The organism is Woeseia oceani (genome assembly GCF_001677435.1).
Lineage (GTDB): Bacteria > Pseudomonadota > Gammaproteobacteria > Steroidobacterales > Woeseiaceae > Woeseia > Woeseia oceani.
On the sequence record NZ_CP016268.1, the window covers coordinates 3,790,247 to 3,803,706 of the forward strand.

Below are 13,460 nucleotides of genomic sequence, written 5' to 3' on the forward strand. Positions count from 1 at the left end.
CTGCATCATGTTCAGAAACGTTCGCTACTATCGACTGGAAAGTACCTGGCCTGAGAGCGAGGAAGAACTGTCCGAAAACCTCGAGTCTGCTGGCTTCGAGCCCTGCGGTCCGCTGACAGAACGCAGCTCCGGCTGGGTCACGGTGGACGGCGACAGCAATCAGTCATTGTCCCGGCGCCTGAACGGCGCGGATCTGATCAGGCTCCGCAGTCAGTCACGCATACTTCCCCATTCGGCGATCAAGGAAGAACTGGAAGTACGTATCGAAGATTTCCAGCGACGCATGCAGGAAGCGCCCAGTCCGCGCGAAAAGCGGCGCATGAAAGCCGAAGCCCGTGATGAACTGCTGCCCAAAGCCATGCTGAAGTCGGATCGTATCTGGGGCTACATCGATATCAAGGAAAAGATAATCGGCATAGACACGGCCCAGGAATCGGTCGCGGAGCGCTTTCTGCGGCGGCTGAGCGCGGCCTTCGGTGATCTGAGCATTCGGCCGCTGCAGTTCAACAAACCGGTCAGCGAGTTACTGACCAGCGTTTTCCTTGGCGGTGCACCGAAGCAATTCGTACTCGGTCGCGAATGCCGTATGCAGGATGCCGTTGACGCGGGTTCCATCGTGCGCTGGACCGATTTCGACCTCGACGAAAAAACCATACGCACGCACGTGGCGAACGGCATGAGCCTGACTCACGTCGCCATCATCTACGACAACGTCATGTCCTTCGTACTGGATGAGAACGGCGTCATCCGCAAGCTGAAGTTCCTCGGCATGGATGACGACAGCGATATCGACAATGACCCACTGGCACGGCAAGACGCCGAGTTTGCGTTAACGACCGGCACATTGCGCATGCTGCTCGGCGACTTGCAAAAACTGCTCGGCGGTTACGCCTGAGCGACTTCGACCGGCCTTGACCAACCGCAGCCGACCCTGCCTGCAGGCAGCCAGGTGACGTCGCCCGCCACATCCAGCAGCCGCCTCTCTGACCTTGCCGCAACCACGCGCCAACGTCCCGGTCCTGCGCGAGCTTAATTCGGTACACTGTCCGCAGGCCCATCATCCAGGGACAGGCATGACCGAGACACGCTACCCGCACCTTCTGGCACCTCTTGATCTGGGGTTCACCACACTCAGTAACCGCGTGCTCATGGGCTCGATGCACACCGGCCTCGAGGATGGCAATCAGCATGACAAGCTGGCCGCCTATTTCGCGGAACGCGCGCGCGGTGGTGTTGGTCTGATAATTACAGGTGGCTATGCGCCGAACCGTGCCGGTTGGGTCAAGCCGTTCGCCGGCAAGTTGAGCACCGCCCGCGAAGCGGCCAAACACAAACAGGTCACGGATGCGGTGCATGCGGAAGGCGGCAAAATCGCCATGCAGATTCTGCACGCCGGCCGCTACGCCTATCACCCTCTGCCCGTAGCACCTTCGCGCATTCGTTCGCCAATTACTCCGTTCACGCCACGTGAACTGTCAACCGCCGGCGTGGAAAAACAGATTCAGGCGTTCGTGCGCTGTGCGGTTCGCGCCCGTGAAGCGGGTTACGACGGCGTGGAAATCATGGGCTCCGAAGGCTACTTCATTAACGAGTTCCTTGTCACGCACACGAACCAGCGGACCGACAAATGGGGCGGTGACTTTTCACAGCGCATGCGCCTGCCGGTCGAAATCGTTAGCCGCACCCGCGAAGCGGTGGGCAGTGATTTCATTATCGTTTACCGCCTGTCCATGATTGACCTGATCCCTGACGGCAACTCCTGGGAGGAAACGGTCACGCTCGCAAAAGCCATCGAGCAGGCGGGTGCCACGATCATCAATACCGGCATAGGCTGGCACGAGGCACGCGTACCGACAATCGCGACCTCGGTACCACGCGCTGCGTTTACCTGGGTTACCCGCAAGATGAAGTCTGAAGTGTCGGTTCCGCTCGTCACCTCGAACCGCATCAACCTGCCTTCAGTCGCAGAACAGGTGTTGGCTGACGGTTCCGCCGACATGGTCTCACTCGCCCGACCGCTACTGGCCGACCCCGAGTTTGTGAGCAAGGCACGGCAAGGCCGCGCCGATGAAATCAATGTCTGCATTGCCTGCAACCAGGCCTGTCTCGATCACACCTTCGCGAACAAGACCAGCAGCTGCCTCGTCAATCCGCGGGCTTGCCACGAGACGGAACTGAACTACGTGAAGACCGCGGCACCGCGAAAATTTGCAGTGGTCGGTTCCGGTCCGGCCGGAATCTCCGCGGCGCTGGTGCTGGCCGAACGCGGCCACAATGTCGATCTGTTTGAGGCAGCAGCGGAGATCGGCGGTCAACTGAACATGGCCAAAGTCATTCCGGGCAAAGAAGAGTTTCACGAGATGCTCGGCTACTTCAAACGCCAGATTGAAACGCAAGGCGTCCGAACCAATACCAATACCCGGGTCACAGCTGAGCAACTGGCCAACGGAGAATACGACGAGGTCATCATTGCGACCGGTGTCGTGCCTCGCGACCCGAACATTGAAGGTCAGGATCATCCGACAGTATTGAGCTACATAGACGTGCTCCGGCACCGCAAACCCGTCGGCAAACGCGTAGCCATTATTGGCGCAGGCGGTATCGGCTTCGACGTCGCTGAATTTTTGTTACACGATGGTCATTCGCCGACATTGAACCTTGACGAATGGCTGGAGGAATGGGGCGTGGTTGATCCCGCTGAAGCGCGCGGCGGTATAGAGCGCAAGCGGGCACAGCCGGAACCGCCATTACGCGACATCACCCTGCTGCAGCGCAAACCCGGCAAACACGGGGCGAAGCTGGGCAAAACGACCGGCTGGATACACCGTGCAACCCTGAAGATGAACAACGTGCGCATGATCGGCAACATCAACTATGAACGCATAGGCGATGACGGGCTGCTGATCAGTTACGGCAAGGAACGCAAGGATCCCGAGTGGCTTGCGGTGGACAACATTGTGCTGTGCGCTGGTCAGTTGCCATTGCGTGAACTGCAGGAACCGCTGGAAGCGGCTGGCGTAACCGTCCACGTGATCGGCGGCGCCGACGTCGCCACGGAACTGGATGCGAAGCGCGCGATCGATCAGGGTAGCCGGCTGGCAGCAACACTCTAAACCAGCAACTCGGACAAACAGGGAGATTCACCATGGGTCGCTGGCGTCCACCCGCACCGCAATCATCGCCTTACATCACGCCTGCCGGGTTCGATGCTTTGCAGGCAGAACTGAAAGCACTCTGGCTGCGACGCCGTGACGTTGTTGCCGCGCTGGCCGCCGCCGCGGCCGAAGGCGACCGCTCGGAGAACGCGGAGTATATTTATCGCAAGAAGGAACTGGGTGGGCTGGACTACCGTATTCGGTATCTGCAAAAGCGCTTGCCGGTATTAAACGTTGTTCGTGAGCTCGCTAATTCGGACGCCGTTTACTTCGGTGCAACGGTGCAGGTACGCAACGATGCGGGCGAGTTGTTTACCTATCGGCTGGTCGGTGCCGACGAAGCAGACCCGGGTTCGCACGACATCAGCATCGACTCGGCGCTTGCAAAAAGCCTGCGCGGCAAACGCGTTGGCGATGACGTGCAGATCAGTACAACGGACAAGAGTACGACCTATACGATCGAATCAATTCGTTACACCCAGCGTTTTTAAAGACGCACAAGGTAGTCGCCACGGTCACTGCGCCTGATATCTTTTGACCGGACGTTGCACTACTATAAACCCGCGACATACAAGGCATGTCAGTGAAAACACTACAATTCTTTATCTCGTCGCCGGGGGATGTATTCGAAGAGCGGGCCATCGCGAATCGGGTCATCGAACGACTTCAGAGCGAGTACATCGGCAAGGTAGTACTTGAGCCGGTGCTTTGGGAGCACCAGCCGCTCGTTGCCACCTCTACCTTCCAGCACCAGATCGCGAAGCCCTCCGACACCGACGTCGTGATTGCCATACTCTGGTCACGCCTTGGCACCAAGCTGCCCAAACAGTTTGTCCGCGCCGACGGCAGCCGGTACGAATCAGGTACCGAGTACGAATTCGAAGAAGCGATGGCAGGCTTCCGTGAAAACGGTAAACCGGACCTGCTGGTCTATCGTAAAACGGCACCCCCCTCGGTTCGGCTGGATGACGAAGCCGAACTGATGGAACGACTCGGGCAGAAGAAGAAGCTCGACGTCTTCATCGAAAAATGGTTTCACGACCGGGATGAAGGCACGCTAACCGCGGCCTTTCACCAGTTCGAATCGCCCAGTGACTTCGAGGAACTGCTGGAGAATCACCTCCACAGGCTCATTGAGCGACATTTGCCAAAGAGCATGTCGTCAACCTCGGAAGCGCGTGCGGTATGGCGCAAAGGCTCGCCGTTTCGGGGCCTCGAAGCATTCGAGTTTGAACACGCGCCGGTCTTCTTTGGCCGGACAAAAGCCGTTTCCGACATCCTTCAGGGCCTGCGGAACCAGGCAGCGGATCGCCGTTCGTTCATCCTGATCCTGGGCATGAGCGGCGGCGGCAAGTCGTCCGTCGTGCGCGCCGGCGTACTGCCCATGTTGACCAAACCCGGCGTTATCGAAGGCGTTGGTTTGTGGCGTCGCGCGGTCTTTCGCCCGACAGACGTTCGCGGCGACCTGTTCACGGGTTTGGCGAAAGCGCTATTGCGGGAACACGCCCTGCCGACGTTGGCTGACGACGGTGACGCTACCGCAGAACTCGCCAAGATACTGCGTGATTCCCCAAAAGCGGCGACCTCGATGATCCGCAATGCCTTGCAACGCGAGGAAGCCATGAACGAGGGCGCGAATAACGCCCGCCTGGCGCTGGTCATCGATCAGATGGAGGAGATGTACACGCAGGATGAAATCCTGCCAAAAGACCGCAAGGCATTCGTCGATGTACTCGACGCACTGGCACGCTGCGGCCGAGTCTGGGTGCTGTGCACACTGCGCAGTGACTTCTATCCGCGGCTCGCCAACCTGCCAAAACTGGGGGCATTGAAAGAAGGCGACGGCCAGTACGATCTCATGCCACCCACGGCTAGTGAAATCGGCCAGATGATCCGCCTCCCCACCCGCGCCGCCGGCCTGCGTTTCGAGGAAGACCCGACCAGCAGTGAGCGTCTTGATGACAATCTCCGCGATGCCGCCGCCGACCACCCGGAAGTATTGCCACTACTGCAATTCACACTGGAAGAACTGTACCAGCGCCGTACCGAAGACGGCCTGCTGACACTCAGTGCCTATCGCGAACTCGGCGGGGTCGAAGGTTCGCTCGCGCAACGGGCGGAAACCGTGTTCAAGGACCTGCCGGATGACGTTGAAGCGGAGCTGCCAAAAGTACTGAATGCGCTGGTCAGCATCGAGCACAACGGCCACGAATCCATTGGGCGGAAGCGCGCGCCATGGTCGCAGGCAACCTCGGGCAAGAGCCGCGAGCTCGTCGAAGCATTCGTCAAGAACCGGCTGTTTGTTACCGAGCTTGCGGACGACGGCAGCGCCGTGGTCACGGTCGCTCACGAGGCTCTGCTCTGGCACTGGCCAAGAGTGCATGACTGGGTCGCACAGAACCGGGAAAACCTCCGCATCCGCGGACGCATCAGTACGGCGGCAGATCGCTGGAACGCCGAAGACCGCGCATCGGATTTGCTGTTGCCCGCCGGCAAGCCGCTGGTGGAAGCCGAATCGCTGCTTGAACAGGATTACGAGCTGCCGGAGAACGAAGCCAGCTACATTCATGCATCAATAGCCAAGGCAAAACGATTCCAGCGACTCAAAGCCGGGGTTGTCACCGGTATCGCCATTCTCGGGGTGCTGGCCGCCTCGTCCGCGTATCTCGCCAACCAGCAACGCGATCTTGCGAACGCGGCACGGTTGCGCGCCGAAGTCGATGCCGAAACGGCGCTGCAGACGACGGATTTCATGGTCGGTTTGTTCGAGGTATCAGACCCCAGCGAATCACTGGGCAACTCCATCACCGCCCGCGAAATAATGGACAAGGGTGCCGTTCGCATTCGCGAGGAACTGGCCGGGCAACCGGTCGTGCAGGCCACTCTGATGGAAACGATGGGTGCCGTCTACACGAGTCTCGGCCTGTATGAACAGGCCGCTGGCTTGCTGCAAACAGCGCTGGAGCTGCGCCGGGAAGTATTCGGTAACCAACACGTGGAGGTCGCGCGGTCACTGGACCGACTCGGGCAGGTCCTGAAGCTGAAAGCCGAGTACCCTGCAGCGGAAAAGCTGTACCGCGAAGCGCTGGAAATACGCCGCGAACTGCTGGGCAACGAGAATGCCGATACGGCGCACTCGGTATACCAGCTCGCTGACCTGCTCGGACGACGCGGAAATTTTGCTGAAGCGGAACCATTGATTCGCGAGTCACTGGACATTCGCAGTCGCCTGCACCGTGAAAAGAGTCCGGAGATGGCCGAGGGTCTCGAGGGACTTGCACTCAATCTCTACGACCAGGGAAATTACGAGGAATCCATTCCACTGATGCGGGAAGCACTGGCATTACGCCGGGAGTTGCATGACGGCCCGCATCCGGACCTGGCTGAAGCGATCAACAATCTCGGATTCCTGCTGGGCGAAGCCGGCGAGTACCGCGAGTCCGAAGAACTGATGCGCGAAGCATTGGCGATGAAACGCACACTGCTCGGCAATTCGCATCCCGAGATCGCGATGGGGCTCAACAACCTCGCCTTTTCGCTGCACGATCGTAAGGAGTACGCGGAGGCGGAGACACGCTACCGGGAAGCACTGACGATGCAGCGCGAATTGCTTGGCAATGACCATCCCGACGTAGCCGGAACGCTGAATAACCTTGCGTTTCTCGCGTACGAAACCGGCGACCTCGACACCGCCATCGAACTGTCGCGCGAATCACTGGACGTGTACCGCCGCTCCCTCAGTCCCGAGCATCCTTCGGTTGCGCGCGGCATGAGCAACCTCGCCATGTGGATGATTGAGGACCGGGAGTACGACGCTGCAGAGCCGCTGCTGCTGGAGACCATTGAATTGCGCACCCGCTCACTCGGCACTGATCATCCGGACGTGGCCGCGAGTCTCTCCCTGCTCGCCAGCCTGTACATTGAAACCGGGCGTTTTGCCGAAGCCTATGAACTTGCCGTCGAGGCACACAGGAACTGTATTGATGCACTGGGCCCGGAGCACTGGCGAACGGCCGCGGCTGCCAGCGCGGAAGGCGCAGCCCTGTCGGGACTCGGCAGAAACAACGAGGCCGAGCCCATGCTCCTGCAGGCCGTTGCCATTCTGGGTGCCGACTCCGGTGCGCTGCCCTTCTTCGTCCGCAATGCGACGCGCTGGCTCGCGGGCCATTACATGCAAACGGGGCAGAAGGAGCAGGCCAAGAAATACCAGTAGAGGTTGCGCAACGGCGGTCAAACACCGCCCACCCGGCAATAACTGCACATCCGGAACCATTTACATAATCCGGACCTGAAAACAGGGCGTCGATTGCTGCCGGCCTGAATCAGGCGTATCTTGGGCTGGTACTAAAGCATAAAAAACAAAGCGGTCGCTGCGTAAAAATACAATTCAACAGCAGCCCGCCGTTTGGACCTTCAACGAATCAGCCGCTACAGCTTCTTTTGTAAACGGTCGGATTCCGTCCGCATCGCCTGATGCGACGCAATGTTCGCGGGGAAGCTTTATGAACACTTTATCCAGAACACACCTGTTATCAGCACTGATTGTCGCAATGCTGCCGTTCGCGGTACAGGCATCCGGGGTCGTGATTATCACTGATGCCGAGCCCTTTGAGGGCCACCACTACAAAGTTATCAAAGCCAACGCTATCGACTGGAATTCAGCAAACGCGGCCGCCATGAACAGCGAATTCATGGGCGTAACGGGCCGCCTGGCGACCATTACATCCGCCGCCGAAGATCAGTTCATCGAACAACTACGGGCAGCGGCCTTGGGCAGCAAAGAAGCCTGGGTCGGCGGCCGTCAGGACAAGAACCTCTGCACAGCCGCACAACTCGCATCACCGACCTTGTCGCTCGGTTGCGGCTGGATCTGGAACAACAGCGAAGGGTCCATATCAACGCCGCAGGTGCCACTGCCTTCCTATTCCAACTGGCAACCCAATGAACCCAATGACCTGGGCAGCGAGATGTATCTTGGCGTAGGACTTAACGGCGAATTCGGCTGGAATGATGAGCAGGCGCTGTCCTTGATTGGTGGCTACGTCATCGAGTTTGACACTGTGGTCCCCGTTACCGGCTGCGTTGGTGGCACGGGTTGTCCAACGGCGACCGGACCGGGTGGCGCCACAGGGCAAACACTGACCTACCCTCCCGTAGCCGGCGGCCCTGACGCAAGTCTTGGCGTCGTCAATTATGATTTCATGGACCCCCGGTTCAACGGTGATGGCTGTGATCAGGAAGTCCTCACCTTATTTACCAGCGACAATGTTGCCGGCGTTGACACCTTGCAGAACGACCTGATCATTCCGAGCTACCTGTGTGGCTCACCGGGCTTCCGCGTAGTGGCCATCGATTCAACGGACATCGAAGTTCAGAATGGGACCATCTTCGTTGAAAACGAGGTTCTCGCCCTGCTGCCGAATAATCTCTATGAATGCACCGGGCCAAAAGGCGTGGTTCCGCCGGTTGATCTCGACCCTCAGCACCGCGATGTCGTTTCCTGGCAAAGCACGAACCCCGACCGAATGCTGGAAGGCGATATTGGTCCGGCATTCGGCTTCCCGGGCGCGCTGACCGAGCTGACCAACAGCTGCGGCAGTTCGCGTGGCCGCGTGAAAGGCAGTTCGTACTACGTGATAGGCATGCACATCGACTTCGGCGATGGCTACGGCTTGGGTGAGAATGCCGCCGGTAACAATGAGAAATTCATTGCGCTGACGCGCTTCAAACTTGAGGTACTTGAACAGTCAGTACAAAACTCGCAGGTCGCGCTCAGTCGTTTTGAACACTTCACCCTGCGATTCCTGGTAAAGACGGCTGTGCGCCTGCACGACCGCAACTACTTCAAAGCGGCACTTGGCATCATGAATCTGTTTGAAGCCATTGCGGATGTCATCAGCTACGACGCTGTGCCAGGTGAGAACTACAACGGCGATCACCTGATGCGTTCGGACAATATCCAGTTCATGTACACCGACAAGATCCTTCCTTTCTCACCTTGAAGCTGGTCGCCATCGCGGCTACCGGACGAAGTATCTGCCATGAACGAAGAAGGGCCCGCGAGGGCCCTTCTTTGCGGTAATCTGTATCCACCCGGCCAGCCGCCACGGCACTCACAACACTGGCGAAAATGACGCAGCATGCACTCTAGCGACGCACCGCAGCTAAAGTCCGAAGAACATGCACCTGTTCTGTCAGTGCCGCTCGTTGTGGCAGTTACCGGTCATCGTGATCTGCTGCCGGAGGAAACCGATGAGCTTCGCAAACGCGTTCATGAATTCTTTCTCGATCTGATCCGGCGTTACCCCGACCGGCAATTGCGACTGCTGTCGCCGCTGGCCGAAGGCGCGGACAGTGTCGCAGCTGAAGTCGCTCTTGATCTCGGTATCGACCTCGTCGTGCCATTGCCGATGACAAAGACCCTGTACCTTGCCGATTTCGACCAAGCGGAATCGCGGCAAAAGTTTGTCTCTCTGTTGTCGCGCGCCAGTGAAGTTTACGAACTGCCTGCCGCACGCGAGGCCAGCGACGAACAAATCAATGCCAGAGGGCCGCTGCGCGATCTGCAGTACGCACAGCTCGGCGTGTTCCTTTGTGCGCATTGCCACATACTGCTTGCGCTCTGGGACGGCAAATACGACGACAAACTCGGTGGCACCGGGCAAGTCGTGCGCTTTCACCACAACGACACCATGCCCGGCTATACACGCGCAACCACCGCGACGCAGCAGATGCTGGTGGATGACGAAAGCGATCTTGTGTATCACATCGTTTGCTCACGAAACCGGCCTGATGGCGCGCCGGCTGACGGACTCGTACCGCTGGATACCTGGTGGTTCACCAAGGACGAGAAGGCACCGCGCAGCCGCGAATTGCCGGCACAACACCGACTGATATTCGAACGCAGCGCCGAGTTCGGTCGCGACGCCAGGAAACACGGTGATGCCATTGCCCGTGATGCATACCCGCTTTACGACTCAACAATCGTTGCCGGCTTGCCGGCCGGCGTCAGTGATATAAATGCGCTTTTCTGCGCTGCTGACTGGCTCGCCCTGCACTTCCAGAAAAAAGTGCTGCGCACTTTGCGTATCAGCCACGCGCTCGCCTTCTTGATGGGCATGAGCTTTATTTTGTACACCGACGTACAGGTGGAGCGAATCTTCCTTGTCGCCTTCTTGTTGTTCTTTGCCGTGGCGGCAGTAGTGCAGTTGCTCGCCAACCGTCGCGGCTGGCATCGAAAGTACCTCGACTACCGGGCCCTGGCGGAAGGTCTGCGGGTGCAGTTCTACTGGGCGGTTGCCGGCGTCGTTAACGAAAGTGAATCGAAGTTTTCGCACGACAATTTCCTGCAGGCCCAGGACCCGGAACTGGGCTGGATACGCAATGTGATGAGAGTCGCCGGAACGCGCTGTGATGTCCGTCCGTATCGTGAGCCGGCCGGACTGGCCTTTGTGCTCGGCGAGTGGATTGGCGATGCCGACCATGGTCAGCTCGCCTATTTCGCCAGAAAAACCGCACTCCGAATCAAGCACAACCGCCTGACCGAAAACCTGGGCCTGATCAGCCTGCTGGCCAGCGTGGCGGTTGTTGCCGTATTGCTGGTGGTTGGCACGGCCATCGCCAAAGTCTGGGTGGATCCGCTGATGGCCGTCATGGGCTCATTGTTACTGATCTACGGTATTCGCAAAGGTTATGCCTATGCATTGGCCGAAAAAGAACTGATCAAACAATACGAGTTCATGCTGCGAATTTTCCGCAATGCACGACGACGCCTGGACAACACCGATGACCCGGATGAACAACGGCTGATATTGCGCGCGCTCGGCGGCTCCGCACTGGATGAACACAGCGAGTGGATTTTAATGCACCGCGATCGCTCGATTGAGCAAGGCGAACTCTGGCGCATGGGCAGCTAGTCGCGGTTCTGCGTGCGCATCGCCAGCCGGGCATCCCGGCGTTGTCCCGCCTTCTCGTAACGCCGCTTTTCAACATCGCTTTGCGGCACTATCGCCGGTACCGCCACGGGCGCACCGTTTTCATCGAGTGCAACAAAAGTCAGATAGGCGGATACCACGTGCCGTCTGTCACCATTAAAGCTGTTCTCGGCAGCGACGTGCACACCAATCTCCATGGAGCTGCGCCATGTTCGGTTGACGGCCGCTTTCACAATCAGAGTCTCGCCCGACTTGGCTGGCGCCAGGAAATTCAGGCTATCGACAGCGGCGGTAACGCAACTGTGGCCGCTGTGGCGCTCGGCCACGATCAATGCGGTGCGATCACAAAGCCCCATTACCAGCCCGCCGAAAACCGTGTACTTGGAATTCAGGTCATTCGGGAAGACTTTGTAGACGTTCTGTTCCACAGCGGAGTCTGCCGGCGATTTGCCTTTCATGGTGTCTGCCCTGTTTTCTGCCATGCGTAACTAATCAAACGGCGTTGCAACCGTTCGCCCATGCCCTTTGTTATGTCGAGCCCGAGGCGAGTCAGTGCCTCTGGACTGGCGGCGACATCACCGGCCAGAAGCGCGCTGGCAAGCACTCCTGCTTTGTTGAAGGCAGTGGCAGTGCCCGCCTCCAGCCATTCGAGCGCGGCAGCGAGTTTCTGTTCGGTGGCAGTCATATCCGTACCCAGCGGGTAGCGGGGAAACGACGAACGAAACGGCTCGCTGCTGAACAGGCTTTCGATGACCTCCGGACGATTCTGTCCCGCCGGGTCAGGAAGGCGATACGTTGCTGCAAGCTTGCCAGCCTTTTTCGCCTGCGTTACCAGCGCGTTCTGGAATCTGGCATCCGCGATCTGCAACATCGCGGTTATTGTTTGCATATCGGTCTTGCCGCGTGTTGCCGCCAGGCCGTACTGCGTTGCATAAACATCCCGATGATGGCGCGGTACGGTAGTGTGCCCGTAAGACCAGCGAATATTGCTGCTTGGCCGGCCGTTCTTGGTTCGCGCAGCCGGTAGCATCAGTATCGAATAGGCATCCTGCAACGAATGCGCCATCGACACAAAATCGAACTGCCCACCAACGCCACTGACAACCCGGCCGTCGTCCAGGGCATCGGATACGGCGGCACCCAGCAAGGTGGCCATCATCGTCTCATTGATGAAGCGCGCGTCGCGTCGTTGTTTGCGTTTGCGATCCTGGTCGCCAAACAGCGTATTTACGAATGATATCCGGGTCATATCGATAAGGCGGCGCTGCTCCGGGGGCATTGACTGCAAACCCTCGTACAGCGCATTCGAACCTACAAAGAAACCGGCATGAATGAGCGTCTTGTCGTGCTTGTCCGCAGGTCGACGAATAAGGCCACTCTGCATTAAAGAGAAGACGGCATCGCTTAGCATCTCCGTAGATGCATACAGCCCTTGGTCAAAAGGCCCGGTATAGACCGGCAACTCATTGCGGGCAGGCGAGCGCAACCCGCCCGGTAACTGCTCCAGCAAAGCCCGAAAGATATCCGGCGACTCATGGCGCAAGCGCAGGCAATGCGCGACGGCATCGCTTAGCGAGCCGATGCCAAGTTGCAGAGTGCCGCCGTCAGCGACAAGACTGGCGACGTGCATACCCGTCGCGTAGTCAGCCGGCTTTACCTGCCTGTTCAGCAAGCCAAACAACGGAAACTCGTACTGTTCGTCCTCCAGCACGTAATCCAGGGTGGCGGCCGGTACCTCCGACGCACCGTACATATACGGCAGGCGGCGGTTCACCTGGCCGACCATAGCGACTTTCTCACCGGCCCGCCGGCGCGCCTGAAACGCTGGCAACAAGTCGAGCGTGACTTCCGGGTTGGAGCTGAGGCTGTACCGGTCTCGTGCTTCGCCATCGACAGCCACGAGCTGGGCAATGACATTGACGCCCAAAGCCAGCAGCTCGCCAACTACCTGGCTGTAATTGATGCTGGTGTAATTTTGCTGCGCCTGCGCGTTGCTGAGGTAAGCACCCGGGCGCAGATAGAACTCCCGAATCTGCACATTGGGGGGCAGGCTGTTGCTGGCAACCCGTTGCACATAGGAGGGTACGGGGCAATCGCCATACAGGCGCTCGAGCAGCGGAGCCGCGAACCGCCCGGCAAGCCCGGCCGGTGCCGGCGGCGCGACCAGGGTGAGTCCGGTAAACACAGTCAGCGAAATGGACGGGTCTGCTTCAGCGCGCGCAAAAAACGCATCCACTATATGTACGGCCTTACCGATCCCGATAGGCACGCCAACCACCAGTTCCTTGCCAACATCGGCAATCAGCTCGTCAACCAAGCTTGTAGCTGACGCGTGTTTCCGGGTCATCGGCGCCGTCTCACTGGGTCAGGG

The 13,460-nt window shown here is 58.9% G+C and carries 8 protein-coding genes; 6 read left to right on the forward strand and 2 right to left on the reverse strand.

The window, feature by feature from the left end:
* Positions 1-7: 7 nt before the first annotated feature.
* The 6 genes from BA177_RS17060 (at position 8) to BA177_RS17085 (ending at position 11,071) form a co-directional block, all read left to right on the forward strand.
* Positions 8-895, forward strand: a complete 888-nt coding sequence (locus BA177_RS17060; protein WP_068618220.1) for a recombination-associated protein RdgC — start codon at positions 8-10, stop codon at positions 893-895.
* A gap of 178 nt (positions 896-1,073) precedes the next feature.
* Positions 1,074-3,113, forward strand: a complete 2,040-nt coding sequence (locus BA177_RS17065; protein ID WP_068618222.1) for an NADPH-dependent 2,4-dienoyl-CoA reductase — start codon at positions 1,074-1,076, stop codon at positions 3,111-3,113.
* Between the two features lie 32 nt (positions 3,114-3,145).
* On the forward strand, positions 3,146-3,646 hold the full coding sequence (locus tag BA177_RS17070; RefSeq protein WP_068618224.1) for a GreA/GreB family elongation factor: 501 nt from the start codon (positions 3,146-3,148) through the stop codon (positions 3,644-3,646).
* A gap of 92 nt (positions 3,647-3,738) precedes the next feature.
* Entirely contained in the window at positions 3,739-7,368 is a 3,630-nt protein-coding gene (locus BA177_RS17075; RefSeq protein ID WP_197493216.1) for a tetratricopeptide repeat protein, read from the forward strand.
* A gap of 289 nt (positions 7,369-7,657) precedes the next feature.
* Positions 7,658-9,157 carry a C-type lectin-like domain-containing protein gene (locus tag BA177_RS17080; RefSeq protein ID WP_068618228.1) on the forward strand — a complete coding sequence of 500 codons (1,500 nt, stop codon included), beginning with the start codon at positions 7,658-7,660 and terminating at the stop codon, positions 9,155-9,157.
* A gap of 138 nt (positions 9,158-9,295) precedes the next feature.
* On the forward strand, positions 9,296-11,071 hold the full coding sequence (locus BA177_RS17085; protein WP_068618230.1) for a hypothetical protein: 1,776 nt from the start codon (positions 9,296-9,298) through the stop codon (positions 11,069-11,071).
* Here the strand turns inward: BA177_RS17085 and BA177_RS17090 are convergent.
* Positions 11,068-11,547, reverse strand: coding sequence for an acyl-CoA thioesterase (locus tag BA177_RS17090; RefSeq protein WP_068618232.1), 480 nt, complete (start codon positions 11,545-11,547; stop codon positions 11,068-11,070). The two genes, BA177_RS17085 and BA177_RS17090, sit on opposite strands and share 4 nt — an antisense overlap.
* Positions 11,544-13,436 (reverse strand): acetyl-CoA hydrolase/transferase C-terminal domain-containing protein, encoded by a 1,893-nt coding sequence (locus BA177_RS17095; protein ID WP_068618234.1) that lies wholly within the window; start codon positions 13,434-13,436, stop codon positions 11,544-11,546. Before BA177_RS17095 ends, BA177_RS17090 begins: the two co-directional genes overlap by 4 nt.
* Positions 13,437-13,460 lie beyond the last annotated feature (24 nt).

Bases quoted from the DNA above. Each gene is read 5' to 3' on its own strand.
- BA177_RS17060 (WP_068618220.1), top strand. From the start codon at position 8: ATGTTCAGAAACGTTCGCTACTATCGACTGGAAAGTACCTGGCCTGAG.
- BA177_RS17065 (WP_068618222.1), top strand. From the start codon at position 1,074: ATGACCGAGACACGCTACCCGCACCTTCTGGCACCTCTTGATCTGGGG.
- BA177_RS17070 (WP_068618224.1), top strand. From the start codon at position 3,146: ATGGGTCGCTGGCGTCCACCCGCACCGCAATCATCGCCTTACATCACG.
- BA177_RS17080 (WP_068618228.1), top strand. From the start codon at position 7,658: ATGAACACTTTATCCAGAACACACCTGTTATCAGCACTGATTGTCGCA.
- BA177_RS17085 (WP_068618230.1), top strand. From the start codon at position 9,296: ATGCACTCTAGCGACGCACCGCAGCTAAAGTCCGAAGAACATGCACCT.
- BA177_RS17090 (WP_068618232.1), bottom strand. From the start codon at position 11,547: ATGAAAGGCAAATCGCCGGCAGACTCCGCTGTGGAACAGAACGTCTAC.
- BA177_RS17095 (WP_068618234.1), bottom strand. From the start codon at position 13,436: ATGACCCGGAAACACGCGTCAGCTACAAGCTTGGTTGACGAGCTGATT.